Annotated in this window: 24 protein-coding genes and 1 tRNA gene; 11 read left to right on the top strand and 14 right to left on the bottom strand. The window is 64.2% G+C overall.

Annotated elements, in window-relative coordinates; translation table 11 throughout:
* Together mscL and dapA are read right to left on the bottom strand one after the other, a co-directional pair.
* Positions 1–417: a large conductance mechanosensitive channel protein MscL gene (mscL, locus tag E2I15_RS04930; RefSeq protein WP_026192850.1), complete on the bottom strand. Its 417-nt coding sequence runs from the start codon at positions 415–417 to the stop codon at positions 1–3.
* 59 nt (positions 418–476) lie between these two features.
* Entirely contained in the window at positions 477–1367 is an 891-nt protein-coding gene (gene dapA / locus E2I15_RS04925; protein ID WP_028333835.1) for a 4-hydroxy-tetrahydrodipicolinate synthase, read from the bottom strand.
* A gap of 331 nt (positions 1368–1698) precedes the next feature.
* On the opposite strand from dapA, the gene E2I15_RS04920 reads away from it, so the two are divergent.
* From E2I15_RS04920 to E2I15_RS04900, 5 genes are all read left to right on the top strand, one after another.
* Positions 1699–4140 (top strand): transglycosylase SLT domain-containing protein, encoded by a 2442-nt coding sequence (locus E2I15_RS04920; protein WP_422109821.1) that lies wholly within the window; start codon positions 1699–1701, stop codon positions 4138–4140.
* A gap of 239 nt (positions 4141–4379) precedes the next feature.
* Positions 4380–4472: transfer RNA gene (locus E2I15_RS04915), tRNA-Ser, on the top strand.
* 100 nt (positions 4473–4572) lie between these two features.
* Positions 4573–4953 carry a hypothetical protein gene (locus E2I15_RS39130; protein WP_246667968.1) on the top strand — a complete coding sequence of 127 codons (381 nt, stop codon included), beginning with the start codon at positions 4573–4575 and terminating at the stop codon, positions 4951–4953.
* Between the two features lie 266 nt (positions 4954–5219).
* A complete protein-coding gene (locus E2I15_RS04905) occupies positions 5220–5894 on the top strand; it encodes a hypothetical protein (protein WP_137477709.1) in 675 nt (224 codons plus the stop codon).
* 165 nt (positions 5895–6059) lie between these two features.
* Complete coding sequence (locus tag E2I15_RS04900; RefSeq protein ID WP_137477708.1) at positions 6060–6341, top strand: hypothetical protein; 282 nt, start codon at positions 6060–6062, stop codon at positions 6339–6341.
* A 428-nt stretch (positions 6342–6769) separates the two neighbouring features.
* On the opposite strand, the gene E2I15_RS04895 is transcribed toward E2I15_RS04900, so the two are convergent.
* Positions 6770–7678, bottom strand: a complete 909-nt coding sequence (locus tag E2I15_RS04895; protein WP_137477706.1) for a DMT family transporter — start codon at positions 7676–7678, stop codon at positions 6770–6772.
* A gap of 111 nt (positions 7679–7789) precedes the next feature.
* Between E2I15_RS04895 and E2I15_RS04890 the strand changes: the two genes are divergently transcribed.
* Entirely contained in the window at positions 7790–8563 is a 774-nt protein-coding gene (locus tag E2I15_RS04890) for an AraC family transcriptional regulator (RefSeq protein WP_246667966.1), read from the top strand.
* A 19-nt stretch (positions 8564–8582) separates the two neighbouring features.
* On the opposite strand, the gene gcvA is transcribed toward E2I15_RS04890, so the two are convergent.
* The gene (gcvA, locus tag E2I15_RS04885) at positions 8583–9485 is read right to left on the bottom strand and encodes a transcriptional regulator GcvA (protein ID WP_155262221.1); all 903 of its coding nucleotides are present in this window, start codon (positions 9483–9485) and stop codon (positions 8583–8585) included.
* 186 nt (positions 9486–9671) lie between these two features.
* On the opposite strand from gcvA, the gene E2I15_RS04880 reads away from it, so the two are divergent.
* From E2I15_RS04880 to E2I15_RS04865, 4 genes are all read left to right on the top strand, one after another.
* On the top strand, positions 9672–10178 hold the full coding sequence (locus E2I15_RS04880) for a PaaI family thioesterase (protein WP_137477702.1): 507 nt from the start codon (positions 9672–9674) through the stop codon (positions 10176–10178).
* Entirely contained in the window at positions 10175–11437 is a 1263-nt protein-coding gene (locus E2I15_RS04875; RefSeq protein ID WP_246667965.1) for an MFS transporter, read from the top strand. The genes E2I15_RS04880 and E2I15_RS04875 overlap by 4 nt, the downstream gene beginning before the upstream one ends.
* A 7-nt stretch (positions 11438–11444) precedes the next feature.
* A complete protein-coding gene (locus tag E2I15_RS38985) occupies positions 11445–12230 on the top strand; it encodes an AraC family transcriptional regulator (RefSeq protein WP_210241870.1) in 786 nt (261 codons plus the stop codon).
* A 72-nt stretch (positions 12231–12302) separates the two neighbouring features.
* Positions 12303–13067: a sulfite exporter TauE/SafE family protein gene (locus E2I15_RS04865; RefSeq protein ID WP_137477700.1), complete on the top strand. Its 765-nt coding sequence runs from the start codon at positions 12303–12305 to the stop codon at positions 13065–13067.
* 45 nt (positions 13068–13112) lie between these two features.
* Here the strand turns inward: E2I15_RS04865 and E2I15_RS04860 are convergent, their stop codons facing one another.
* From E2I15_RS04860 to E2I15_RS04820, 9 genes are all read right to left on the bottom strand, one after another.
* Positions 13113–13379 carry a hypothetical protein gene (locus E2I15_RS04860; RefSeq protein ID WP_018271956.1) on the bottom strand — a complete coding sequence of 89 codons (267 nt, stop codon included), beginning with the start codon at positions 13377–13379 and terminating at the stop codon, positions 13113–13115.
* A 1530-nt stretch (positions 13380–14909) separates the two neighbouring features.
* Positions 14910–16397: an Asp-tRNA(Asn)/Glu-tRNA(Gln) amidotransferase subunit GatB gene (gatB, locus tag E2I15_RS04855; RefSeq protein WP_137477698.1), complete on the bottom strand. Its 1488-nt coding sequence runs from the start codon at positions 16395–16397 to the stop codon at positions 14910–14912.
* Between the two features lie 118 nt (positions 16398–16515).
* Positions 16516–17877, bottom strand: coding sequence for a patatin-like phospholipase family protein (locus E2I15_RS04850; protein ID WP_137477696.1), 1362 nt, complete (start codon positions 17875–17877; stop codon positions 16516–16518).
* A gap of 260 nt (positions 17878–18137) precedes the next feature.
* A complete protein-coding gene (locus tag E2I15_RS04845) occupies positions 18138–18428 on the bottom strand; it encodes a hypothetical protein (RefSeq protein ID WP_016843983.1) in 291 nt (96 codons plus the stop codon).
* A 3-nt stretch (positions 18429–18431) separates the two neighbouring features.
* A complete protein-coding gene (gene gatA / locus E2I15_RS04840) occupies positions 18432–19907 on the bottom strand; it encodes an Asp-tRNA(Asn)/Glu-tRNA(Gln) amidotransferase subunit GatA (RefSeq protein WP_137477694.1) in 1476 nt (491 codons plus the stop codon).
* Positions 19904–20158, bottom strand: coding sequence for a hypothetical protein (locus tag E2I15_RS04835; RefSeq protein ID WP_137477692.1), 255 nt, complete (start codon positions 20156–20158; stop codon positions 19904–19906). Before E2I15_RS04835 ends, gatA begins: the two co-directional genes overlap by 4 nt.
* Before the next feature lie 78 nt (positions 20159–20236).
* Complete coding sequence (gene gatC / locus E2I15_RS04830; RefSeq protein ID WP_057020773.1) at positions 20237–20524, bottom strand: Asp-tRNA(Asn)/Glu-tRNA(Gln) amidotransferase subunit GatC; 288 nt, start codon at positions 20522–20524, stop codon at positions 20237–20239.
* 374 nt (positions 20525–20898) lie between these two features.
* Positions 20899–21978, bottom strand: a complete 1080-nt coding sequence (locus E2I15_RS04825; protein ID WP_137477690.1) for an NAD(P)H-dependent flavin oxidoreductase — start codon at positions 21976–21978, stop codon at positions 20899–20901.
* 115 nt (positions 21979–22093) lie between these two features.
* Entirely contained in the window at positions 22094–23110 is a 1017-nt protein-coding gene (locus E2I15_RS04820; RefSeq protein ID WP_246667964.1) for an NAD(P)H-dependent flavin oxidoreductase, read from the bottom strand.
* A 118-nt stretch (positions 23111–23228) separates the two neighbouring features.
* Here E2I15_RS04820 and E2I15_RS04815 point away from each other — a divergent pair, with 118 nt between their 5' ends.
* Positions 23229–24119, top strand: coding sequence for a LysR family transcriptional regulator (locus E2I15_RS04815; protein WP_137477688.1), 891 nt, complete (start codon positions 23229–23231; stop codon positions 24117–24119).
* Between the two features lie 268 nt (positions 24120–24387).
* On the opposite strand, the gene E2I15_RS04810 is transcribed toward E2I15_RS04815, so the two are convergent.
* The gene (locus E2I15_RS04810) at positions 24388–25668 is read right to left on the bottom strand and encodes a serine hydrolase domain-containing protein (protein ID WP_137477686.1); all 1281 of its coding nucleotides are present in this window, start codon (positions 25666–25668) and stop codon (positions 24388–24390) included.
* Positions 25669–25955 lie beyond the last annotated feature (287 nt).

Below are 25955 nucleotides of genomic sequence, written 5' to 3'. Positions count from 1 at the left end.
TTAGCTCTTCTTGAGGAGGTCGCGGATTTCCGTCAGCAGCACGGCCTCGGCGGACGGCTTCGGCGGCTCTGCAGGCTTGACCTCTTCCTTGCGCTTGAACTGGTTCATGGCGCGAATGACCATGAACAGCACGAAGGCGACGATCAGGAAGTTGAGCGTCAGCGTCAGGAAGTTGCCCCAGGCCAGCACCGCACCCTGCTTCTTGGCGTCGGCGAGGTTGGTTGCGGTGACGGCCTTGGAAAGCCCGGTGAAATAGTTGGAGAAGTCGAGACCGCCCGTGATCGCGCCGATGATCGGCATGATGATGTCGCCGACCAGCGAGGTGACGATCGCGCCGAAGGCCGCACCGATGATGACGCCGACGGCGAGGTCGACGACATTGCCCTTCATGGCGAACTCGCGGAATTCCTTCAGCATGCCCATCCCCTTCTGTTCGACATTGCGCACGGCACTGTTCACGGCGGTCGCGGTCCGGCTCAGTTGATCAGGCCGGCATGCACCATGGCGCTGCGAACCGCCTGGCGGGTCGCTTCGGTGACCGGCACCATCGGCAGGCGCAGCTTCTCGTCCAGCTTGCCGAGCAGCGACATCGCGTACTTCACCGGCGCCGGATTGCTCTCGATGAACAGGTTGGTGTGCAGCGGCATCAGCTTGTCATGGATCTTCAGTGCCGTGGTGACGTCGCCCTTCTGCCAGGCGGTCTGGAACTCCGAGCACAGCCGCGGCGCGACGTTCGAGGTCACCGAGATGCAGCCATGGCCGCCATGGGCCATGTAGCCGATGATGGTGGCGTCCTCGCCGGAGAGCTGGTTGAAATCCTCGCCCATCGCGGCGCGCTGCTGCGAGACCCGCACCATGCTCGCGGTGGCGTCCTTGACGCCGGCAATGTTCTTCAACTCGAACAGCCGCTTCATGGTGTCGACCGACATGTCGATCACCGAGCGCGGCGGGATGTTGTAGATGATGATCGGAATGCCGATCGCATCGTTGATCGCCTTGAAGTGCTGGTACATGCCTTCCTGGGTCGGCTTGTTGTAGTACGGCGTCACGACCAGTACCGCGGTGGCGCCGGCCTTCTCGGCGTGCTCGGCGAGCTCGATCGCTTCCTTGGTCGAATTCGAGCCGGCACCCGCGATCACGGGCACCCGGCCCTTGGCCTCCTCGATGCACCACTCGACAACCCGCTTGTGCTCGTCGTGGCTCAGTGTCGGGCTCTCGCCTGTGGTGCCGACCGGCACCAAGCCGTGGGTGCCCTCGGCGATCTGCCAGTTCACGAGGCTGCGGAACGCTGCTTCGTCCACCGAGCCGTTTTTGAAAGGCGTCACCAAGGCAGTGAATGATCCCCGGAATTTTGTCTTGGCTGCCATGGACTTCCTCCAAACGCTTCAGGCTAAAGGCTAGGTCGACGGACCCTTGTTGTTGGCGCGCTTCAGGTCCGTGCGACCGGCACCCGATTGTTGCGAAACGCCATGAAAGGCAATTCATATCGGGTCTGGCCGGCAGGCGAAAGGGCCGTACCGTACCTATTCCCAACGGTAATCTGCGGCGCGCGAAATCGTTTCCAGCCGCGATTTTGCCGTTGTGCTGGCGCAAACAGCCGCACCGGCAGGCTTCTTAGTATTTTGTGTACGTTTTCAATCAAATAAGAACCCATGGCCCAAACGACCAGATGATTCGGGGCCGCAGAGGACTTCTGTGATCCGTTCCGTTCGCGCGAGCACATTGCGGTCGACGGCGCTGGCGACGAGCCTGGCGTTCGTTGTCGGCCTTGCCGCCATCACGGCCGACGCCTGGGCCGCCGAAGATGCTTCAACCGCAAAGCCGGCGGCCCAAGACACGGCTTCCAAGCCTGCCCCTTCCAAGACCGCGCCGAAGTCCACGGCTCCGAAGGCGGCGGCTTCAAAATCAACGGCAGCCAAACCCGGCGCTGCCAAGACTGACACTCACAAGACCGAGGCTCACAAGACCACGTCGCCCAAGTCCGGCGCGGTGAAGACCGATGGGGCCAAGGCCGCTCCTGCCAAGACCGAAGCTCACAAGGCAACGGCTCCGAAGACCCCGGAATCCAAGGGCACCACGTCCAAGACCACCGCGGCCAAGCCGGCCGCTCCGGTTGCGAGGGGAACCGTATCGAACAGATCGGTGCCCGCGCCCGCGCTGGTTCCGGCAACCCGCCAGCATGCCGCGCCGATCGCGCGAAAGCCGGTGCTGCCTGCGGCCGTGGCCGCGACATCCTCGACGTCGCAGTCGGACAAGGAAGCGCTTGCAAGCGTCGTCGAGCTGCTGCGCAAGCGCAGGCCGGCGGACGCCACCGAGGCCGAGGCCTCGATCTCCGATCCGGTCGCGCGCAAGCTCGCCGAATGGTTGATCCTGCGCAGCGAGGACAACGGCGCCTCGGTCGAGCGCTACCGCACCTTCCTCGATGCCAATCCGAGCTGGCCGTCGCAGACCTTCCTGCGTCGCCGCATCGAGGCCTCGCTGTGGGACGACCGCCGCGACGACTCCGCGGTCTGGGCCTGGTTCCAGAATGAATCGCCGGTCTCGGCCAAGGGCCGGCTGGCGCTCGCCAAGGTGATGATCGGACGCGGCGACCGCGGCAATGCCGAGCGTCTGGTCCGCGAGGCCTGGCGCAACGACGGGATGAGCGAGGACACCGAAAACACCGCGCTCGACCTGTTCGGCTCGCTGCTGACTGCCGGCGACCACAAGGCGCGCATGGACACCATGCTGTACGGCACCGACAACGAGGCCGCCGGCATGCGCGAAGCCAAACGCCTTGGCTCCGGCTACGTGGCGCTCGCGAAGGCACGCATCGCCGCCACCCGCAAGGGTTCGAACCTGCGCGCGCTGCTGGAAGCCGTGCCGAGCGAGCTCTCCGGCGACACCGGCTATTTGTTCGCCAAGATTCAGTTGCTCCGCCGCGAGGAGAAATTCGCCGAGGCCGCGCGGCTGATGCTGAGCGCACCGAAGGAAGCCTCCCGCCTCTACAATGTCGACGAATGGTGGATCGAGCGCCGGCTGCTGGCGCGCAAGATGATCGACAGCAACGAGTTTCGCACCGCCTATCTGATCGCGCGCGACGCGGCACTGCCGGCCCGCGACATCTACAAGACCGAGCAGGAATTCACCTCGGGCTGGATCGCGCTGCGCTTCCTCAACGATCCCGCCCTCGCCGCCCAGCATTTCGCGCGGATCGGCGTCGGCAGCGCCAACCCGACCGCGCTGGCGCGTGCCGGCTATTGGCAAGGCCGTGCGGCCGAGGCTGCCGGCCAAGGTCAGGAGGCACGTGCCGCCTATGCACGCGCGGCCGAACAATCCACCAGCTATTACGGGCAGCTCGCGCGCGCCAAGCTCGGCCTGCCGCAGATCGCGCTGAACAGCGCGCCGCGCGGCCGCGGCGCCGAACGGCTGGAGATCGTGCGCGCGGTGGCGCTGCTCTACGAAATCGACGCGCGCGAGCTCGCGATCCCGATCTTTGGCGACATGGGCGACAATGGCGATCCAGAGGCCCTCGCCGGCCTCGGCGAGCTCACCGCGCGCCACGGCGATGCCCGCGGCATGCTGCTGATGGGCAAGGCCGCGCTCAACCGCGGACTGCCGTTCGACCACTACGCCTACCCGGTCAACGGCATCCCCTCGTTCCGCCAGGTCGGGCCGGAGGTCGAGCAGAGCGTCGTCTATGCGATCGCGCGCCAGGAGAGTGCGTTCAATCCGGCGGTGGTGTCGCCGGCCCAGGCCTACGGCCTGATGCAGGTGACGCCGGACGCCGGACGTTACGTCTGCAAGCGCGCCGGCATCGGCTTCGACCTCAACCGGATGAAGACCGATCCGGTCTACAACGCGATGCTCGGCGCCGCCGAGCTCGGCGGCCTGCTCGAGGACTATCGCGGCTCCTACATCCTGACCTTCGCCGCCTACAATGCCGGCCGCGGCAGCGTGCGGAAGTGGATCGAGCGCTATGGCGATCCGCGCGATCCAAAGGTCGACGCGGTCGACTGGGTCGAGCTGATTCCGTTCTCGGAGACGCGGAACTACGTCCAGCGGATCATGGAAAACCTGCAGGTCTATCGCGCCCGGTTCGGCGGCGGCACCAAATTGCAGATCGAGGCCGATTTGCGCCGCGGCGCCAGCGTGGAATGAGCCGGCGCAACCGGTTTTCAACAGGCTTGGCGCCGGGCGCTTCCAATCCCCACCCAATATCGCGCTAATTGTTTGTTATATCTTGTATTTTATGCATCCGCGCGTTCCGCTGCCTACCGATTGGCACGGTGTATAAAGGTTCGGGGAAGGCCGACGGCCGAGCTGCCCTCAAATCACCTTGTCGCAATCTGAATCTGCCGCTTGCGGCTCAGCGCCCACTCGGGCATATCGGCGCCATTGGAGAGGTGGCCGAGTGGCTGAAGGCAACGCTTTGCTAAAGCGTCATACGGTCTCAAGCTGTATCGAGGGTTCGAATCCCTCCCTCTCCGCCAGCCCCCACAACTGGCTACCCAACGATGGTCCCTAGGGATCTCCGTGGAGAAATTCGGGCGTCGGCCCGCCCGGTATGAACCGGCAGTAACCTCCGCGTGAATGAAACATCATTCCCGGCGCCGCGAAGCGAGCGCGCAACAAACCGCGCCCACAATACCCGCATTGTCTTTTTCACCTGAACATTTCCGGGGTAAGGCCATGCAGCAAGACAGTGGCATCCAATTCCAGGATCTCGACCAGGTTCTGCATACCGCCCAGCTTCGCCGATCCGACGACTTAGGCTTCTGGTTGCGGCAGCGCTTCTCATCGAAAGCAGGCAGGCTCGTCGTCGCAACTTCGCTGGCTTGCATGGTTGTCATGCTGGCGATCATTGCTGCCCCACGGCCGGTCTCAAGCGCTGCGCTCGGCAGCGAGTGGAAATGTAGCAAGGCGGCGTTTGTTTTGACGACCTGTCGTCAGGCCGACCCTGCGCGCTCATAGCAATCGGCCGCATCGGCGGGCGTACGGTAGCGACGCCAATGGACAGCGGTGAAACCATTGTCCGGCGGCTCCGTAGCTGGAGCGCCGGCCCATTTCTTCCATTTTGGCACTACGGGCCGGCTGGGGCCGTTCGATCTTTCCCAGTCACGAACGGCCTCACTTTTAGGTCCATCTACGAACTCAGCTTTCCCTCGGCTTGATTATTTGGCATCAAATGATCATGAAGCGCGCTCGAAGATCCGCCGGCCGGTCGAGAGGCGAAATAGATGGATAGCCCAAGTCGCGGTCTCAGGTTGGCGATCTGTTTCGCGCTGGTTCTCGTTCTGCCTGCTGCTCAGACGCCGCCGACGCTGCATTCGCGCGACGAGTGGCGTGTGGTTGACAAGGAATGTCGCGATGTCTCGCCTGCTCAGGCAAAGATACGGGCATGCCTCAACCTGCTGACCGATCGCCGCCTCCCGACCGCCTATCTCGCGCCGATCACCGGCGAAATATCGAGCACGTTCCAAAGCTTGCGGGACTACGGCAACGCCATCAAATACAAACAGATCGAAATTGAACGTACCTCGGCGAGGCAACCTTCCTCGTCGGGTGAAGCACTTCCTGCCAGTTTTGGCGCGATGTCGCTGCGTTACACGGAGCTCGGGACACTCCTGGCGCTCAATCGCCAAACCAATTTCGGCAGTCAGTCGGATGAAGCGCGCCGAGGCGCCACTGAGGAGCAAAATAGCTACAACCTGGCGCTTCAGTACAACCCGATGAACTACAGGGCATATCGATACCGGGCTGAAATTCGCAGCCAATTCTGCCAGAGCGCGTCGGCCGCTCAGGACATGGAGGCAGCGGTTAGGTTTGCCGAACAGGCTGGAGATCAGGACGCCGCGCGAGACTTCAAACGCGTCAAGCTGGGCGCTTGCGTTCCGGCGTGGCGGCGAGACTAACCTGCGAGACCCATCGGACTGTCGTCACCCGGTGGCGCATCCCGCGCCAGACCGCCCGACCGTATTCCTACGGTCCCGCGACTGGCAGGCAACTTGCGATGTATCCGTGAATAGTTCGGCGCCGCTGTCCTCGATGTGCCGAACTCAGACATTCGGAGCACGCAAATGAACATGCATCATCGTTTTGAGACAGCTCGCGGACGTGGCGGACGAGAGTCGACGGTCAGCAAGATGCTGTCCGATCTCATCCTGGCCTGCAAGCAGATCGAAGCCGATATCGCGACCGAAGAGGCGCGCGCGGGCATTTACGACCGATCGGACGCGAGGTATCCGATCTTGGCAAGGTCCCTCAACGACCGGCACGCCAATCTCAAGGGAACGATTGCGACGCTCGAAAAGCGTGTCGCCGAGAGTTCTCAGCACAAATTGGTCACCGACGCAGCATAGCGCGGTCTTTGACCAACTGCTTGGACGCGGGCAGAGCGACCGATGCGATGAACCATCAGTGCGGGCGCTGACCGATATCAGCCGCTGCCGCGGGTGGATGGATCGAGATTTCGGTTCTCGCCGGGTGGTATCGGGCCAAAGCCCGGATACACGTACCGGTCCGGAGGAGCGACCTGTTCACTTGGACGAATGATGAGGTGCTGTCGCGCGCGACGGTGATGCCCCGTTGCGGCGCCGGCAAACGAGCTCCACAGCATCACAAGCGGCAACGTCAGGGCCAGGGAAATACGCAAGCATAGGCGCAAGGCAACACGCATCGTGATCACTCCGTCTCACCGAACTGGTGATCGCCGAGCGTAGCGCCCTATTCTGCCCTGGCCCCTCACATGCGATCAAAACGTCGAGATCGCCAATCCTTGACTTGCGAGTCATCGCGCATCGCGGGCCGTCTTGACCGGCTGCGGCAAGGCCTGCGCGCAGGCCACGCCGAGCAGCGCGAGGCCGCCGCCGATGACGTGGAATGGCCTCACCGGCTCGCCCAGCACCACGATAGCGGCCGCGGCCGTCAGCACCGGCAGCAGGTTCATGAAGATCGCGCAGCGGTTCGGGCCGAGCTGCGCGACGCCGCGGATCCAGAGAAACGGCAGCACGACCGAGGCCAGCGCGCCGGCATAGACGATCAGCGGCCACGTCTCGGCATTGACCTGCCGCAGCGCCGCCGGCGTCGCGAGGAAGGCGGGAAACATCACGGCCAGCGCGCACAGCGCCTGCATGTAGGTGGATTGCCATCCGGTGATCGGCAGATTCCAGCGCTTCAGCAGCACGCCGTAGAGCGCATAGACGATAGCGGCCAGCAGCATCAGCGCGTCGCCCGCATGCACGCCGTTCTGCAACAGCGACGACAAGTCGCCGCCACTGACGAGATAGACGAGGCCCGCAAAGGACAGCGGCGCGCCGCAGATCATGCCAAGCGTCGGCGGTTCGCCGAGCAGCGCGGCACTGAGGGCGACCGTCAACAGCGGCGTCAGCGCGGTGAACACCGCCATGTTGGTCGCGGTGGTGGTCTCGGCCGCCAGATACGACAGGCTCTGGAACAGGCACATCGCAAGGAGGCCGAGGATCGCGAGCGGACCGAGATGCGGCCAGATCGCACGGCGATTGCGCCAGGCGCCACGCGCCACGAACGGAGACATCAAGAGCACGGCGACCAGCAGGCGATAGAAGGTGATCGCCTGCGGACCGATCGTGTGCGCCGAGAGGCGAGAGACGATGACGTTGCCTGCCCACAGCACGATGGCAACGAATGGATAGAGAAGTGCAACTTTCTGCTTGAACATGACCCGGCAGCGCGTTGGTGAAGGACACACCAGCAACTAGCTGTCGCGCCAACGTCCGTCTCACGCTAGAATGACCTCGCCTAGCGAGATTGGGACAGGCGAGATGAAGACGTGTTGGACGAGCTGATCACGCGGCACCTCGGCTATCACGCCACGGCGCGGCCGATGGCGGCGATGGAGATCGACTATCCGAGCGGCGCGTCGACCGGCCTGCACGCGCATCCGCGCGGCCAGCTGCTCTACGCGATCGAAGGCGTGATGGTCGTGCGATGTGCCGAGGGCACCTGGGTAGTGCCGCCCAATCGCGCGGTGTGGCTCGTGGCCGATCTCGAGCACGAGGTCCGGATGTGCGGCGCGGTCAAGATCCGCACCGTGTTCGTGGACGCCGACGCGGCTCCCGATCTGCCGCAGGCCAGCTGCGTGTTCGCGGTCTCGCCGCTGCTGCGCGAATTGTTCGTCGCCGCGATGCGCGTCCCGCTGGACTATGCGCCCGCGACCTCCGACGAGCGCCTGATGCGCGTGCTGCTCGACCAGCTGCGCGAGGTCGATGTGCTGCCGCTGCATCTGCCGATGCCGCGCGACGAAAGACTCGCGCGTGTCTGCGCCGCGCTGGTGGCCCGCCCGGACGATGGCTCCACGGCCGAGCAATGGGCACGCCGGCTGAAGCTGACGTCGAAGACCATCCATCGTCTGTTCGCCAGGGAGACCGGCATGACGTTCGGCGAATGGCGTCAGCAGGCACGTCTGCTGTTCGCGCTCGAACGCCTCGCGCGCGGCGCGCGCGTGGTCGATGTCGCGCTCGATTCCGGCTATGCCAGTCAGAGCGCCTTCACCGCGATGTTCCGCAAGCATTTTGGCGTGCCGCCCAACGCGTTCTATCGGTAAGCCGCCACCGGATCGCTTGCTACCGCCCAGCGTCGGCTGACTGGGCGACCGGTCCCAGGATCCATTCCCTGAACGCCGCGATCTTCGGTAGCGACTGGCTGTTGTCGGGACAGACGAGATAGTACGCGAACTCCTCCAGATGCGCGGTCTCGAGCAGCTGGATCAGTTCACCGCTCGCGATCTCATTTGCCACCATCGCGGCCGGCAGCAGGCCCGCGCCCTGCCCCGTCAGCACGGCCTTCAGCAGAAGGCCGCTGTCATCGAACGAGGGTCCGCGCGGCGTACGAACTTCCGCGATGCCGTTGGCCTGAAACCACAGGCTCCATCCCTTGCGATCGGCATCATGCACCTGCGGCCAGCTCGCGAGCGCGCCAGGAGATGCCGGTCGCCCGAGGCGCGCCACCAGCGACGGCGATGCGACCGCCACCATCTCCACGGTGACGACGCGGTCGCTGCGCAGCCCCGGATAGCGGCCAAGGCCGTGGCGTACCGCGACGTCGACGCCGCTGCGCGAGAAATCGACCACTGTGTTGCTGGTGACGACCTGCAGATCGATCTCAGGATGCGCGCCCTGAAACGAGGCCATGCGGGGCACCAGCCAGGCCGACGCAAAGAACGGCGTGACGCTCACCGTCAGCGTACCGACATCGACGGATGCCGCGACGCGGCGCGAGGCATCCGCGATCTGGCGAAACGCATTGCGGATCGACGGCAGATAGTCGCGGCCGGCGTCGGTGAGATAGATGCCGCGCGGCACCCGCTCGAACAGCTTCACGCCAAGATGGGCTTCGAGCGTCTTGAGCATCTGGCTGACCGCACCCGGCGTCACGCATAGCTCCTCGGCCGCGAGCTTCACCGAGAGATGGCGAGCGGCGGCTTCGAACGCCTTGAGCGCGTTCAGGGGTGGAAGCCTGCTTTCCATGATTTAGATTTTCTAATCTGATTTGACCAGCAAATCTGGTTTGCCAACTCGGCCTTCCGGGCGCTCTATCAGCTTAATCCAATGCTGAACGCCGCGTCAACGCAGAGAAAGTCGAACCATGGAACTTAGATTTTCTAATTTCATATGGCATCCCCGGCGACCCCACTTTCTTGATGGGGCCATGCCATGACCGAGGTCGCAAACAGCCTCGCTCACCGCGAAATCGCTGCAGGCGGCCAGACCGGCCCGCTCGTCGAGCGCATCAATGCGTCGCTAGCCGGCAGCCTGCCCGGCCTTTTGGACTTTCAATGGCTCGAAGCCGGACGCGGCCACATCCGCGGCCGCTTCGAGATTGCGGCAAAACACTTCTCGCCGCACGGTCTGCTGCACGGCGCAAGCATCGTCGCATTGGCCGATACTGCATGCGGGTTCGGCTGCCTCGCGTCATTGCCGGACGGCGCCATCGGCTTCGCCACCGGAGAGTTGAAGACCAACTTCATCGGCGTCGCGCGCGAAGGCGGCGTGAGCTGCGAGGCGCGCCTCGTTCACGCCGGGCGCACCACCCAGGTGTGGGACGCCGAGATCCGCAGCGAGGCGACGGGCAAGACCATCGCGCTGTTTCGCTGCACGCAGATGCTGCTCTACCCGCCGGGCAAGGCCGGTGGTCACGCGGCACAGGGAGAACGATCATGAGGAATGTCGTCATGCACGCCGGTTATCAACGAACCAAGCCCTTCTACGGCTGGTATGTCGTCACAGCAGCCTTCGTCGTCACTTTGATCGGCTTCGGCAGCGCCTACACGTTCTCGTCCTTCGTCGAGTCCCTGCAACGGGAGTTCGGCGCCTCGCGCGGCTCGGTGTCGCTGGTGTTCTCCTTCGCGGGCTTCCTGTATTTCGGCCTGGGGATGATCTCCGGTCCGCTTGCCGATCGCTGGGGCGCACGCCGGCTCGCTGGCCTCGGAATGGCGCTGGTCGGTCTCGGCATGGTGCTGGCGGGACAGGCCCAGACCATCCTCCAAGTCTATGCCGCCTACAGCATCGGGATCGGCGCCGGCGTCGGCTGCGCCTACGTTCCGACCTTGGGCGCCGTGCAGCGCTGGTTCGTCAGGCGGCGCGGTTTTGCGTCGGGCCTCGCCGTCAGCGGGATCGGGGTCGGCACGCTGGTGATGCCTCCGCTCGCGACCTGGCTGATCACGAGCCTCGGCTGGCGTGATGCCTATGTCGTACTGGGCGTTGTCGCCGCCGTCGCGGGGATCGGTGCATCGCTACTGATCGCGGACGATCCGCGCCGCTACGGCACCGGACCGGACGGCGATCCGCTTGAGACGGTCTCGGGCGCGCCGCTCGGCCAGGGCGTCTCGATCCGCGCTGCGGTGCGGACCGCCCGCTTCGCCGGGCTCTATGCCGCCTGCCTGATCAGCGCGTTCGGGGTGTTCGTGCCCTTCGTGCACCTTGTGCCCTTCGCGGTCGATCATCAGGTCGCGCCGACGCTTGCCGTGCTGCTGCTCGGGATGATCGGGGTCGGCAGCACCGCCGGCCGGTTCTTCCTCGGCGGCATCGCCGACCGCGTCGGCCGCGATGCATTCCTGGTCGCGATGTACCTCGGCATGGCCGTCTCGCTGGCGATCTGGGCGATCGCCGGCACCTTCTGGTCGCTCACGGTCTTCGCGCTGCTGTTCGGCCTGTTCTATGGCGGCTGGGTCGCGATCCTGCCCGCTGTCGTCACCGACCATTTCGGCGGCCGCAATGTCGGCGGCATCATCGGCATCCTCTACACCAGCGTCGCTGTTGGCACGCTGCTGGGCCCAAGCGCCGCCGGCTTCGCCTACGACATCGGCCACAGCTACTTTATTCCGGTGGCGATCAGCGCAGCCGCCAACCTCGTCGCCGCCCTCATCGCAATGGCGACCATGCGAACGGCCTCGCCGATCATCTTGGTTGCGCAGGCGTGAGGCCCTCATGACGGTCGGCGATCCCTGTGCTAACGTTCCGGATCACCTGCCCGATCGCTTCAAGGCCTCCGTGATCACTCCGTTCGCCATGACCAATGCCTGGAGTTACCGGCGAGCGGACGACGCCGGCATCGTCGAGCTGGCATCGTGGCGCGGCGCCGGCTCGCTTGGCCTCAAGCCGCACTTCCATGACGAGAGCCAGATCGTGCTGGTGCTGTCGGGGTCGCGCGCCTTTCGCATCGGCGGCGCGACCGTCACCGTGCGTGCCGGCCATGCCGCGCTCATTCCGGCGGGAATGCTGCATGCGCCGATGACGATGTCGGACGAGGAAACGGTCTGCCTCAACGCCTACGTTCCAGCCGGCCGCGTCTGCTCGTCGGTGCGGATCGTCCGCTTCCGGCAGCGTTGGCGCAACGTCGACGAAATCTCGCCTGAGCAGGTCAGCGAGATCGCCGACGACATCCTGTCGTGCACGCCGTCTCACCCCGCCGGGTGCACCGACAGGACGAAGCTCGGCATCGCGCTGACCGAGAGCGTCGCGCCGATCGGAGCGATTGCCGCCGGCTTCGGGCGAAGCCGCGAAGGGTTCAGCCGCATGGTCAGCCGCGAGTTCGGCATCCCGCCGCATACCTTCCGCCTGCTGGCCCGCCTCAATCTTGCCCGGCAATTGCTGCGCGCCGGCGAGCCGATTGCGGCAGTCGCGGCCGATGCAGGCTTTTCCGACCAGAGCCACCTTACCCGGCTGTTCCGCCGCACCTTTGGCACGACGCCGGGCGTCTACTGGCGCGGCTGAACCGACGTCACAGACGTTCCAGACCGATTGGCGCGCCGCCCGCTAGCCTGCTCACCCTCAAGAGGGTGAAGGATGGATACCCAGACAAGTCTTCTGTTGCTCGCGGCCGGGGTCGCCGGAGGCATCATCAATGCACTGGCGGGCGGCGCGACGCTCATCACCTTTCCGGCGATGCTCGCTGCGGGCCTGCCGGCCGTCATTGCCAACGCGTCGAATGCGGTGGCGATCTCGCCGGGGCATTTGATCGCAGCGCTCGCCGATCGCGGCAAGATGCCGCCGCCGACGCGGCGCACGATCAGCTTCGTCGTGATCGCCACGGTGGGCGGCACGGTCGGCGCCGGCGTGCTGTTGCTGCTTCCAGAACGGCTGTTCGTGCTGCCGGTACCGGCTCTGATCGCATTTGCAACGCTGTTGTTTGCCCTCGCGCCGCGGATCCAGGGATGGACCGTCGGGTGCGAGAGGGCCGCGGCCCCGTCGTCGACCGGCGCGAGCGGTGCCGCCCTGGGATTGGCGTGCGTCTATGGAGGGTTCTTCGGTGCCGGATTAGGCGTCATCCTGACCGCGGTGCTGTCGATCACCGAGCCCAACGACATCAGGGCGATCAAGGCGTTGAAGAACCTGCTCGCGACCTGCGTGTCGCTCGCTGCCACATTGATCTTTGTCTTTCAGGGAGCAGTGCGGTGGCCGGAAACCTTGGCGATGCTGCTCGGCGCCGTGATCGGCGGCTATGCCGGAGGCTTCCTGATCCGGATCCTTCCCGCCCACATCGTCCGGCAGTTCGTCATCGTGGCCGGAGCACTGATGACCGTGATCTACGCGGCGCGATACTGGTTCTAGGTGGAGCGAGGGAGCCGAGGCTCCCATCGATATCGGTTGCCTTGCTTAGTGCGTCGTCATCCAGGCGCGGGCTTCGCGCTGGGCGGCCGCGATCTCGACATCGGACATCTGCTCGGCGACTTCGCGGCGGTGCGCGATCGCGTCGGTACGTCCCTTGAGCGCCGCCAGGTTGAACCATTTGTGCGCCGCGATGAGGTTGACCACACCGGAGCGGCCGCTCGCCCAATACATGCCACGTTCGAACAGCACGTCCTGGATTGCCGTTGCGGCAACCGGGACAGCGCTTTCCTGATCGATGACCCCCTGAAACATTCTCATTCCCCTTTTTGTTGTTGGCCGCCCTCCCCCGAGCGCGGCCCCCGTCCACTGTTAAAACTACCCTGTCATTCCCGGGCTGATCGCTTGATCATGCCCCGCGCCGATCCTTGGGATCACCGCGTGCCGTTTGCCGGCTTGTTGGGATGATCATGGCCCATCAAATTTGAAGAGCGGTTTAAGTATCGCGATGAACGGGATGTAAATCGGCACCGCCAGGTGGGCCGCCAGGAATCGTAGAAGTGCCTGTGCCGCAGGCACTTCCTTACATTCGTGAACGCCGGTTTACCCTGGTGCTTGGGACAACGATAACCATCGCGGACATTGGCCGCGGGCGCCGGCGGGTCCCGCCAGGCAATCAGTTTCGAAATTGACGGAGGGACGGCGCGACCGATTGACGAACTGCGGAACGGCGTGCGGTCGGCTGCACAGACAAAAGCAAAGCGAGGCCGTCAGGCCCAACGTCGATCCAGCAGGGGGATGGGGAAAGTGGCTGCCGGGCGCGGACTGCGCGGGCCGCCGGAACGAGGGGGTCGGCGAACACGTCAGGACCAGATTTCAGCTCGGCATTCTCGCCGGTGAAATTGCGGAACCAAGCGGGCTCCGCACCGAACGAAGAAATCTCTGTTTCTTCTGCCGGACCGGTTTTGGGAAGGTTGCCCTCTCCGAAATTCGATCCAGCCGTTTGACCTGATGTCTCGCCGACACCCTCTTTCGTCAGCCAGAGCCTTGGGTGGATGTGCCTCTCAGCAGTCCGTCCGCTGGCTCTCGCGACGTGCCGGCGTCAAGCCGCCGACAATCCTCTCGAGGCGAGAGGCTTACTTCTTCTTGGCGACCTTGCGGGTCTTCTTCGCAGTCTTCTTCACTGCGCTCTTCGCCTTCTTCGCCTTCTTCGCCTTCTTTGCCTTCTTAGCCATGTTGCCCTCCAGTATGTGAGATGGCTCTACTTCGCTGCGTGCACTCGGGAATCGATATGCACTTCTTCCCGAATACACCAACAGACCGAAAAAAACAGTGTCCCGCTTAAGGAAGTGTTGACGGAGCGGTGGCAACGCGCACAGCGCGCGTCGCCGTTCAAATCGGCGATGCATTGGCGCGACGATGCAAGAAAGCCAACAGCCGCCGACATCGGCATTTGTCAACGTTGCAGGAAACGCTTGTATTGCAGGCCTTTCTTGAATTCGCATTCAAGCCATCGACGCGCGACCTTCATTGCGTTGAGTCGCGAGCGCCGACGAAAAGCGGCGCGTCGCCGACGCCGAGTCGCAATTTTTGGCAACGAAAAAATTTTCGTGGGTAAGACGGGTTTTGCCTCGTTTGAGGTCATCCGAACCGGATTTGCGAACGAATCGCGGTTTCGGCGATTCGGCGCCGATCGCGCTGGCGCGACCGTGAACGGAGGGTGTGAGGCAGGATCACGCCGCGTTCACGCACGCGCGACGACGCCGCAGGTGACCGCAAGGAAGCATACAAGGGAGCATGATCCGGTTGGATCATGCTCCAAGGACAACATCATTGTCCTGTTGTTCAGATGCCGAGCTTCGACTTCAAGAGGTCGTTGACCGCCTGCGGGTTCGCCTTGCCGGCCGACGACTTCATCACCTGGCCGACGAACCAGCCGACCAGTTGCGGCTTCGCCTTCGCCTGCTCGACCTTGTCGGGATTGGCCGCGATGATGTCGTCGACCACCTTCTCGATCGCGCCGAGGTCGGTGACCTGCTTCATGCCGCGCGTCTCGACAAGCGCGCGCGGATCGCCGCCTTCCTGCCAGACGATCTCGAACAAGTCCTTGGCGATCTTGCCGGAAATCGTTCCCTCACCGATCAGATCGACGATCGCGGCGAGCTGCTCCGCCGACACCGGCGAGGCTGCGATCTCGACGCCTTCCTTGTTGAGACGACCGAACAGTTCGTTGATCACCCAGTTGGCGGCGAGCTTGCCGTCGCGCGCCTTCTCGGCAAGACCTGACAGCACCGTCTCGTAGAACTCCGCGCTCTCGCGCTCGGCAACCAGCACGCTCGCATCATAGGGCGACAGGCCGAAGCCCGTAATAAAACGGGACTTCTTCTCGTCCGGCAGTTCCGGCAGCTGCGCCTTGAGATCGTCGACGAAGGCCTGGCTGAACTCGAGCGGCAACAGATCGGGATCGGGGAAGTAACGGTAGTCGTGCGCCTCTTCCTTGGAGCGCATCGAGCGGGTCTCGCCCTTGTTCGGGTCGAACAGCCGGGTTTCCTGGTCGATCGAGCCGCCGTCCTCGATGATCTCGATCTGACGCCGCGCCTCGTACTCGATCGCCTGACCGATGAAGTTGACCGAGTTCATGTTCTTGATTTCGCAGCGGGTGCCGAACGCGGTCTCGCCGTAACGGCGCACCGAGACGTTGACGTCGGCGCGCAAATTGCCCTTCTCCATGTCGCCGTCGCAGGTGCCGAGGTAGCGCAGGATCGAGCGCAGCTTGGTGACGTAGGCCTTGGCCTGCTCGGCGTCGCGGATGTCGGGCTTGGAGACGATCTCCATCAGCGCGACGCCGCACCGGTTGAGGTCGACATAGGACATCGTCGGCGACTGATCGTGCAGCAACTTGCCGGCGTCCTGCTCCAGATGCAGCCGCTCGATCCCGATCGTGACGCTGCGGCCGCCGTCGAGCTCGAGCGACACCTCACCCTCGCCCACGATCGGCGACTTGTACTGGCTGATCTGATAGCCCTGCGGCGAGTCCGGATAGAAATAGTTCTTGCGGTCGAACACCGAGCGCAGGTTGATCTTCGCATTCAGCCCGAGACCGGTGCGCACCGCCTGGCGGACGCACTCCTCGTTGATCACGGGCAACATGCCCGGCATCGCGGCATCGACCAGCGAGACATGGGAATTGGGCTCGCCGCCGAACGCGGTCGATGCGCCGGAGAACAGCTTTGCGTTCGAGGTGACTTGGGCATGGATCTCCATGCCGATCACGACCTCCCAATCGCCGGTGGCGCTCTTGATCAGTTTGTGCGGGGCGGCAGATGCGGTCATGGATCTCGGTTTCCGGATAAAAGGATATCTGGGATGGATTGGGCTTCGCGCAACCAATCGCGCCAGTCAAGCCGCCTTGCCGTCCACTTGCAGCCCGCCGCCGTCGCCTGAGGCGGGATCAGAGCCCGCGCCGGAACTGCTGGTAGGCCTTGCTCGAGCGCAGCGCGTCGGCGCCGCCCGCGATCAGCTGGTCGACCTGCTCCGGCGGCAGCGACAGCCGCGTCGGGATGGCGTTCAGGATGCCGGCGCGGTCCGGTCCGAGCCGGTCGAAGCCGAGCCGCTCGACATAGATCGCGACGTCGCCGCATTTCCAGCCGGCGCCGACGCCGAGCCGGCTGCGCTCCGCCGCCGACAGCCCGCAGCGCCAGCGCTTCAGCTTGCCGGACCAGTCCTCGGCGAGCGCCGTGAAGGCGGCGTAGCTGGAGCGCACGCTGGCATCGATCGCGGTGTCGGCGGCTGCGGAAACCAGTTCGACGCCGCTCGGCCCTTCGAGCGTCTGCACGAAGTCGCCGGAGATGCCGCGGCCGGCGTCGACCACCAGGAACAGGATGCGCTTCAGCTTGGCCGCCTGCCGTTCGTTCAACGGCTCGTAGGGACGTTGCGCGGCGAGCAAGCCGATGCTGAGCCCCGACAGGCCGTAATTGTCGACAAGGCCGCCATCGAGCAGCTTGACGTAGCGCATCGAGCCGTCGCGGTAATGTGCCTGGGCCTCCGCATAGGCGCGCAGCAACGGCTGGGCATTCGGATCGTTGCGCACGCGCTCGAGCCAGGCCGGCAGCGGCGCGGCGCAACCGCCGGGATAGGTTTGCAGCACGATCGGGGCGAATGCCAGCGGCACCGCGGCGGATGCCGCCACCGCTTCGGCGACACGATAAGACCTGATGTCGCTGCACAAGGCATCGAACGATGTCTTGCCGAACACGAACGGCGTGCGGTTGTAGATATCGGACGCGTTGATCCAGACCCGCGGCCGGCGATCGTCGGCCAATGCCTCGAACCGTGCGCCGTCGAACAAATTCTGATCAAGCCAGTCGGTGAACTGGCTGTCGTTGACGCCGCCGCCGAGCGCGCGCCCGATATTGCCGAGCGAGATCCGGGTCTTCAGTCCCTCCTCGGCATTGCGCAGCAGGAAGCGCTGGCGGAAATCGTCGAGCGCCGCGCGGCGCTTCAGTCCGAAATAGGCGGCGGTGATCGATCCGCCGGAGACGCCGGAGACGAAGTCGACGCGGTCGAGCAGCGTCTTGGTGCCCGCCGCGCTCGAACGCGTATGGTCAAGCTCCTCCAGCACGCCGAACGAGAACGCCGCCGCGCGGGTGCCGCCGCCGGAGAACGACAGCGCGAGCAGCAGATCATCTTCATAGGCCGGAATGTCGCGGGCGCTGCTGTTGTCGGCGAGCGCGGCGCCGAGCGGCACATTGCCGGGCAGATTGTAGACGGAGGCGCAGCCGGCAAGGCCCGCCGCCACCACGGCCACCAGCATTGCTGACAGCCATCCCCCTATGCCCGACCCACGCACGAATACTCTCTTTTGCCGCTGGCCCCCGCCCGGTTCCATAAGCCTATCACGGCCAATCTGGGCGGCGGCATGGCGGCCGAAACAGGGTTAATGCTCGCGGTGCCTCCGCACCGGCGTCCTTCAGAGCGTTTTCGAGCGAAGTGGATGCCGGTTCGCGTGAAGAAAACGCGCCAAAACAAGAAACTAGAGCTTCGGTTCTGATGCAATCAGAACCGAAAAATGCTCTAGCCGCGCTGCGCCAGCAGCGTGGCAACGATCCGCTCCCACTCGGCCTCGAGCGTGTCCTTTGCGACCGGCTGGCCGGCCTGGCGATACCAGTAGCCGGCATTGCCGAGATCGCCCTCGACGCGATGCAGATGGGCATGCACCCAGGCCGAATTGGCGTCGCTCTCGTCCTGTACGATGCGGTGCGCCTGGTCCCAATCGCCCTTCTTCGCCCACCACAACGCGGCGAGCGGCGGTGACAGCGCCGCATCAGGCGCAGTGTCAGCGAGACTGGCGCGGAAATCCGCCATCGCTCACCACCATTTCGGCGCCGTGAACCGGCCCGCTGCCTGCTCGATCACCTCGCCGAGCGAGAACAGCGTCTCCTCGTCGAACGGGCGGCCGATCAACTGCAGACCGAGCGGCAGGCCTTGCGAGTCCTTGCCGGCGGGCACGGCGATGCCCGGCAGGCCCGCCATGTTCACGGTTACCGTGAAGATGTCGTTGAGATACATCTCGACCGGATCTGCGCCGCCCTTCTCGCCGATGCCGAACGCCGCCGACGGTGTCGCCGGCGTCAGGATCGCATTCACGCCCTTGGCGAAGCAATCCTCGAAGTCCTTCTTGATCAGCGTCCGCACCTTCTGCGCGCGCAAATAATAGGCGTCGTAGTAGCCGGCCGACAGCACATAGGTGCCGATCAGCACGCGGCGGCGTACCTCGTCGCCAAAACCATCGGCGCGGGTGTTCTCGTACATCTCGATGATGTTCCTGCCGGGTTCGCGCAGCCCGTAGCGCACGCCGTCATAACGCGCGAGGTTCGACGAGGCCTCGGCCGGCGCCACAATGTAATAGGCCGGCAGCGCATATTTGGTGTGCGGCAGCGACACCTCGACGAGCTCGGCGCCGGCGGCCTTCAGCCATTGCGCGCCCTCGCTCCAGAGTTTCTCGATCTCGGCCGGCATGCCGTCGAGGCGATATTCCTTCGGAATGCCGATCTTCATGCCCTTCACGGACTTGCCGATCGCGGCCTCGTAATCCGGCACCGCGATGTCGACCGATGTGGTGTCCTTGGGATCGTGCCCCGCCATCGAGCGCATCAGGATCGCAGCGTCGCGCGTCGTGCGCGCGATCGGGCCGGCCTGGTCGAGCGAGGATGCGAACGCCACGATGCCCCAGCGCGAGCAGCGGCCATAGGTCGGCTTGATGCCGACGGTCGCGGTGAACGCGGCGGGCTGGCGGATCGAGCCGCCGGTGTCGGTCGCGGTCGCGCCCATACAGAGCAGTGCCGCCACCGCCGAGGCCGAGCCGCCGGACGAGCCGCCCGGCACCAGCGTGGTGTTACTGCCTTCGCGCTGCCACGGATTGGTGACCGGGCCGAAGCACGAGGTCTCGTTCGACGAGCCCATCGCGAACTCGTCATTGTTGAGTTTGCCGAGCAGCACCGCACCGTCGCGCCACAGCTGCGAGGTCACCGTCGACTCGTAGGGCGGAATGAAATTGCCGAGGATCTTCGAGCACGCCGTGGTCCTGATGTCGCGGGTCGCGAACAGGTCCTTGATGCCGAGCGGGATGCCGGCGAGCGGTCCGCCCTCGCCCTTGGCAATTTTCGCGTCGGCGGCGTTGGCCATCTCGCGGGCGCGGTCGGGCGTCTCGAGCACATAGGCATTGAGCACGCGCGCGGCTTCGATCGCGGCGAGATGCGCATCGGTCAGTTCGCGAGCGGTGAAAGACTTGCTCGCCAGGCCCTCGCGGGCCTCGGCGATCGTCAGCGATGTCAAATCAGTCATTTATTGATCGGGCTGCAGAAGAACGGAGACAGGGTCTTGTCGTTGGCGGGGTCGTCTTGGCGTGCCAGGTTATTTGCCTTGGCGTTCTCCTTGGCATTTTCCTTGGCGCGCTCGGCGTCGAGCGCCTCGAGATGGTCGAGCACGGCGTCCATCGCCGCGTCGGGATCGGCGACCTTCCCCTTGCGCTCCATGGCATCGAGGAAATCCATATAGGCCTTGTAGGCCTTCTCATCGTCGCACAGCAGACACATTGGACTTTGTCGCTTTTGTTTGACGCGTTTTCTTCACGCGAACCGGTATCCACTTCGCTCGAAAACGCGATGCTTGCGTTACTCGACCACCTTCGGCACCAGGAAGAAGTCGTTCACAGTGTCGGGCGCGTTGCGGACGATGACGTCGGCGATCTCGCCGTCATTGACCACGTCGGCGCGCTTCTTCATCTCCATCGGCGTCACCGAGGTCATCGGCTCGACACCGTCGATATTCACTTCCGACAGCTGCTCGACAAAAGCCAGCATCGCGTTCAGCTCGCCCTGGAGATGGGGAACTTCGGCGTCGCTGACCGCGATCCGCGCCAGATGCGCGATGCGGCGGACGGTCGTGGCGTCTACGGACATTATATAGGGCCTCGGGGCTGAAAGGTCAGGCTGAAAGGTCAGCCTGCCGTATAGCAGAGGCCGGTTTTGCGCCGCAACCGCGCGAATTTGCCCGTCCAACGGGGCTTTGAAGCCCATCCGGCGACCGGGCAAGACATCCTGCCACGCATTCCGGCTGCGAAACGCATGACGAAACCACTTCGCGGCCACCGCGAAGTCGTCCCGAAACATTCACGGCGCCTACTTGATCCGAACAAAAAGTTCGGAGCGCGTCATGTCAATGCTCAACGGCAGCCCCCGCCCGGAGGGCTGGGACCCCGCCCTGTGGTCGATCGGCACGGCGCTGGGGGTCGCGATCCTTTACGTGGCCTGCCTCGTCTGAAAGAGCTCGCGCGTCAGGCCTGAGACAGAGCCCCCATCCGCGCCAGCGCGGCGCCGGCCAGCGCCCGGGTCAACTCCGCCGCCGGCATTTCCTTGCCCATCCGCACCGCCTGCCCGGCCCACAGATTGGTGAAATCGACCTTGCCCTGCTTTTCGGCAGCCGCCTTCAACGGTCCGAGGGCGGTCGCTGCGTGCGGGAACGCCGGCGCGTCGGGCGAAATCGGCCCGACCTCGCGCATCACGCGATTGGCGACGCCGCGCGCCGGGCGGCCGGTCATCACATTGGTGATGACCGTCGATTCGTCGCTTGCCTGCGCCAGCATCACCCGCGCCGCCGGAATGACCTTGGACTCCGGGCAGCGCAAATAGGCGGTGCCGATCTGCACACCTGATGCGCCGAGCACGAACGCCGCCGCGATCCCGCGCCCGTCGGCGATGCCGCCGGCGGCGATGACGGGCACCTTCACCGCATCGACGACCTGCGGCACCAGCGCGAAAGTGCCCGGCTGCTGGGCGATGTTCTCGGTCAGGAACATGCCGCGATGGCCGCCGGCCTCCGCACCCTGCGCGACGATGACATCGGCGCCGTTCTCCTCGAGCCAGATCGCCTCCTTGACCGTCGTCGCCGACGACAGGATGACGGCGCCAGTCGCCTTCACGCGCTCAAGCAGCTTCGGGTCCGGCAGGCCGAAATGGAAGCTGACGATCTCGGGCTTCAGCTCCTCGACAACAGCGCAGAACGCGGCATCGAACGGCGCGCGGTTCGCGGCATTGATTTGCGCGTTCGGGTCGAGCCCGTGCTCCCGATAATAGGGTGCGAGCCGCTGCCGCCAGATCGCTTCGCGCGCCGGATCGGCGTCGACCGCCTTGTGACAAAAGAAGTTCAGGTTGATCGGTGCCGAAACCCGCTGGCGGAAGGTGTGGACCTGTTCGCGCGCCTTGTCCGGCGTGATCATCGCGCACGGCAGCGAGGCCACGCCGCCGCCCTGCGCGACCGCAGTCGCAAGCTCCGCATCCATCACGCCCGCCATCGGCCCCAGCACAATCGGGAATTCGGTCTTGAACAGGTCGATAATCCGGCGGTCGGGCCACATGGTGCGTCTCTTTCGTGCTTGCTCAGAATTGCCCTCTCCCCCTGTGGGAGAGGGTGACTTCGATACGGAAGCATCGAAGTCGGGTGAGGGGTTTGTCTCCGCGGGGACAGACACCTCATCCGTCGCGGACTGCGTCCGCGCCACCTTCTCCGACAAGGGGAGAAGGAAAAAAGTTGCGCCGGCCCTGCAGCGACTGCTCGGCCTCGGCGACGATGCGACCGAGGATCTCGGCCGCAGGAACGATATCATGGATCAGGCCGACGGACTCGCCGGCAAACACCGCGGCGACATCGAAGTTGGCCGCGGCCTTCGCGGCGGCATACTCCACCGCGACCTCGTCCGCACGCTGCATCAGTTCGATCTCGCGCCCGCTCCAGCGCCGCAGATGATCGTTGGCAAGCGAACGCGCGGTGAATGGCGCCGGCCACATCAGCTTGCGTGACCAGTCGAACACCACGCCGCGCACCGTCTCGCCGCTCTTTGCCGCGCAGATCAGCTGCTTGGCCTGCTCGGCCGCGTCGGCCTCGACGCTGGCGTAGAAGCGCGTCCCCATCAGCACGCCGGATGCGCCGAGCATCATCATCGCCGCGAGGCCACGCCCGTCCGCGATGCCGCCGGCCGCGACCACAGGCACGCGCCCCGCCGCGAAATCGATGATCGCCGGCACAATGTCGAGCGTGGTGCGCGATGCGCCGTGACCGCCCGCCTCGGTGCCCTGCGCGATCAGGATGTCGGCGCCGCAATCGAGCGCCTGCTGTGCCATCTCTTCGCTCTGCACCTGGCAGATCAGCAGCGCGCCTGCGGCCTTGATGTCGGGCGCGAACGGCGCGGGATCGCCGAATGACAGCATCACCGCGCGCGGCCGCGCCTCCAGCGCGATGTCGATCAGCTCGGGCTGCCTGGCGAGGCTCCAGGTGATGAAGCCGATGCCGAACGGCTTTGCAAACCCCTTCAGCTTCGCGGTCTCGGTCCGCAGCCGCGTCTTATCGCCATAGCCGCCGCCCAGAATGCCGAAGCCATCGGCATCGCTGACCGCCTTGACCAGCCCGCTGCCGGCAATCGTGTCCATCGGCGCGAGCAGGATCGGATGCTCGATGCCCAGACGTGCCGTCAATTCGGTGCTGATCGGCATGCGTTCGCTCCCTGTTCTGGACTGGCTGTTCTGGACTTGCAGCCTAAGCGGGCCTAACATTCTCGGATAATGAATACTAGAGAACGCTACCATCTCTAAGTCAGAACGGTGGTCCCAGATGGAATTGACCGACCTGCTCACCTTTTCCACGGTCGCCCGGCTCGGCGGCATCACCCGGGCCGCCGACGAGCTGAACACCGTGCAATCCAACGTCACCCAGCGCATCAAGGCGCTGGAGGCCGAGATCGGCACCGCACTGTTCGAGCGCCACAGCCGCGGCATGTCGCTGACCGGCGCCGGCCGCCGCCTGTTGCCCTATGCGCAGCGCATGGCGGCGCTCTCGCGCGAAGCCGTGCTCGCCGCGCGCGACGATGGCGAGCCGAAGGGTCCGCTGTCGATCGGCTCGATGGAAACCACGGCCGCGGTGCGGCTGCCGACGCTGCTCGCCGAGTTTCATCGCCGTTATCCGGCGGTGCGCCTGACCTTGCGTACTGCGCCGACGGCCGACCTCGTGGCCGCCGTGCTCGACGGCTCGCTCGATGGCGCCTTTGTCGCCGGTCCGATCGAGCATGCCGAACTGTCGGCGACATCAGCCTTCACCGAGGAACTGGTCCTGGTCACCGCGCAGCGCTGGAAATCGCTCGCCGCGTTGCGCGCCGGCACACCGGAGTCGGGCCCGACCGCGCTGGTATTCCGCACCGGCTGCACTTACCGGCAGCGTCTCGAACAGGTGTTCACCGAATTCGGCTGGCCGTCGGCCGTCCGCTTCGAGTTCGGCACGCTCGACGGCATGGTCGGCTGCGTCGCCGCCGACATGGGCGTCACCCTGCTGCCGCGCGCCGTCGTCGAACGCGATCACGTCCAGCGCGACATCAACATCCACAAGCTCAACCCGCAGCATGCGCGTGTCGAGACGCTGTTCATCCAGCGCCGCACCGCGCATCAGTACAGCGCGTTGCAGGGACTGGCCGCGTGCCTTCCCGGCGACGACCGGGTGATCGCCGCCTGACCGGCGGGGCAATCACAATTGGGGGATCGGCACGATCAGTGTCTCCAAAAACTCGTCATGCCCGGGCTGATTCTAACCGAGGCAGACATCTGTTGACCACGGCGATTTGTCGCTCGTTCCGCCACCGGTCTTCACACAAAACAGAACTACTGCAAGTCTCATTGAGGAGAGAATCCGTTGTCTCTGTGGACGAGCGCCTGGAAGGCGACGGGCGCCAGCCGCTCCGCTCGCAGCCGGCTGCGGTGGCGCGCTCTTGTTCGTTGGACCGCTAACTGATGTTTGCCTGCAGATGCCTTTCGACGATGCTTGGGATGTTCGTCGAGGCGATGGGTGAATTCACGAAGACAGCGATTAAAGTATCATCTGGCGCGAAGGTGACCGAACATTGTTGCGTTCGACTCATGCCATCTGACCAGTAACCGCTCTTCATGAAGCAGTCCTGTACGCCGTCCGAGAGCTGCCACTCTTTCGTGTCGTCAAGACCGAAGTTATAGCGAAGAGCTTGATGCGATGCGGACTTGCGAACAATCCCGTCGCCGTCCCAATAAGCCGACATGATGTTAAGAATCTCATCGACAGAGAACCACCAGGCGTCGGTACCGGCACCTAACCAGGGGTCGGCCTTCCAGCCTGGCGCTCGAAGTGATGCGGAATAGGCTAGGCTGTCCTCGTCGGCGGGATGGATTTTTGCAGTGACGGAGGCGGGCCTCAGAATATTGCGGCTCACGTATTTGACGTAATCATCAACCGAGAGGGCGTCCCAAAGCGTGTCATGTGCATCGGGGTCTTCTGGAACGCCAAACTCAGCACTAGGATCGATCATGCCTGACATGACTGCCATTGCGATCCGAAGACCGATGAAGTTGCCGTTATGATAACTCCACTGACCGAAATTTGCCGGATCGACGCCGCGTTCGACGTACTGTTTAAAATCGTAATAAGTATAGCCGTCGTTTAGTCCTCCATATTGGATCTGGCGAAAGCCTGAAGTCATGGTGAGCAGATGGCGGAGGGTGATCTGCCGCGAGGTCGGAGCAACCCGAAAATGGCGTGGCAGAAAGTTTGTTATCGAGGTGTCGACATCGATACCCTTGTCGAGCAGGAGCTTCGTAACCGCCATCGACGTAACAAGCTTGCTGACGCTGGCAACGTGCATTTTGATAGTCGTGTCCCAGTTCTTTGCATCTGAGTCAGGCGAAATCCTTGCTGACCCGCCATTTAGGGTGAAGACAGTTTGTCCGCGGCGACGCACGCGCATAGAGTACCCGGCGACGCCTAAACCGCTTAGAGCCGCGCTCATGTCGGCCTCGAAATTGCTATCGTTGACGGTACGCCGAGTCTTCGGATCGGTGTTAGCTCCGATGATCGGGAAGTCTGGTTCTTTGACGTTTGGCGGAGTGCTGACAATCGTCGCTGTATCGAACGCACCGCGCGCGTCTAGATATCGATCGATGCTTCCTGGCGTTAGATGATGCTTAGAGAGAAACTTTGAGGCTTGCGCTGATCGGAAGGTTTTCCTCAATTCAGAGGATTTGCGGTTCTCAATCATTTTCACTCCTGGAAAAATTATGTGCAAGGCTGCGATTGCTTCAACACATGACTTGAACTCATCGCGATCGCATATCTGGAGTCAGTCGAAAGTCTACTGCCGGCGAGAAATCCGCCTGCTTGAGACGCTGCTCCGATGCGGTAATGAGTGTCGGCTTGATCAGGCATGATGCTCTCCGTTCAAAATCAAAAATAAATGGCGCGCCGTGAAAGCCTTACGAATTCACGTCGATGAAACGGCTGGCCGAAACGGGTCGATTGCTGCCCCGGATCATAACTTGACATAAT

Source organism: Bradyrhizobium sp. BR2003 (genome assembly GCF_009720285.1).
Classification (GTDB): Bacteria; Pseudomonadota; Alphaproteobacteria; order Rhizobiales; family Xanthobacteraceae; genus Bradyrhizobium; species Bradyrhizobium elkanii.
Note: the sequence above shows the minus strand (reverse complement) of the source record. Positions and strands in the feature narration are given on the sequence as shown.

Coding starts and splice junctions, on each gene's coding strand:
- mscL (WP_026192850.1), bottom strand. CDS start 417: ATGCTGAAGGAATTCCGCGAGTTCGCCATGAAGGGCAATGTCGTCGAC.
- dapA (WP_028333835.1), bottom strand. CDS start 1,367: ATGGCAGCCAAGACAAAATTCCGGGGATCATTCACTGCCTTGGTGACG.
- E2I15_RS39130 (WP_246667968.1), top strand. CDS start 4,573: ATGAAACATCATTCCCGGCGCCGCGAAGCGAGCGCGCAACAAACCGCG.
- E2I15_RS04905 (WP_137477709.1), top strand. CDS start 5,220: ATGGATAGCCCAAGTCGCGGTCTCAGGTTGGCGATCTGTTTCGCGCTG.
- E2I15_RS04900 (WP_137477708.1), top strand. CDS start 6,060: ATGAACATGCATCATCGTTTTGAGACAGCTCGCGGACGTGGCGGACGA.
- E2I15_RS04895 (WP_137477706.1), bottom strand. CDS start 7,678: ATGTTCAAGCAGAAAGTTGCACTTCTCTATCCATTCGTTGCCATCGTG.
- gcvA (WP_155262221.1), bottom strand. CDS start 9,485: ATGGAAAGCAGGCTTCCACCCCTGAACGCGCTCAAGGCGTTCGAAGCC.
- E2I15_RS04880 (WP_137477702.1), top strand. CDS start 9,672: ATGACCGAGGTCGCAAACAGCCTCGCTCACCGCGAAATCGCTGCAGGC.
- E2I15_RS04875 (WP_246667965.1), top strand. CDS start 10,175: ATGAGGAATGTCGTCATGCACGCCGGTTATCAACGAACCAAGCCCTTC.
- E2I15_RS38985 (WP_210241870.1), top strand. CDS start 11,445: ATGACGGTCGGCGATCCCTGTGCTAACGTTCCGGATCACCTGCCCGAT.
- E2I15_RS04865 (WP_137477700.1), top strand. CDS start 12,303: ATGGATACCCAGACAAGTCTTCTGTTGCTCGCGGCCGGGGTCGCCGGA.
- E2I15_RS04860 (WP_018271956.1), bottom strand. CDS start 13,379: ATGTTTCAGGGGGTCATCGATCAGGAAAGCGCTGTCCCGGTTGCCGCA.
- gatB (WP_137477698.1), bottom strand. CDS start 16,397: ATGACCGCATCTGCCGCCCCGCACAAACTGATCAAGAGCGCCACCGGC.
- E2I15_RS04850 (WP_137477696.1), bottom strand. CDS start 17,877: ATGCTGGTGGCCGTGGTGGCGGCGGGCCTTGCCGGCTGCGCCTCCGTC.
- E2I15_RS04845 (WP_016843983.1), bottom strand. CDS start 18,428: ATGGCGGATTTCCGCGCCAGTCTCGCTGACACTGCGCCTGATGCGGCG.
- gatA (WP_137477694.1), bottom strand. CDS start 19,907: ATGACTGATTTGACATCGCTGACGATCGCCGAGGCCCGCGAGGGCCTG.
- E2I15_RS04835 (WP_137477692.1), bottom strand. CDS start 20,158: ATGTGTCTGCTGTGCGACGATGAGAAGGCCTACAAGGCCTATATGGAT.
- gatC (WP_057020773.1), bottom strand. CDS start 20,524: ATGTCCGTAGACGCCACGACCGTCCGCCGCATCGCGCATCTGGCGCGG.
- E2I15_RS04825 (WP_137477690.1), bottom strand. CDS start 21,978: ATGTGGCCCGACCGCCGGATTATCGACCTGTTCAAGACCGAATTCCCG.
- E2I15_RS04820 (WP_246667964.1), bottom strand. CDS start 23,110: ATGCCGATCAGCACCGAATTGACGGCACGTCTGGGCATCGAGCATCCG.
- E2I15_RS04815 (WP_137477688.1), top strand. CDS start 23,229: ATGGAATTGACCGACCTGCTCACCTTTTCCACGGTCGCCCGGCTCGGC.
- E2I15_RS04810 (WP_137477686.1), bottom strand. CDS start 25,668: ATGATTGAGAACCGCAAATCCTCTGAATTGAGGAAAACCTTCCGATCA.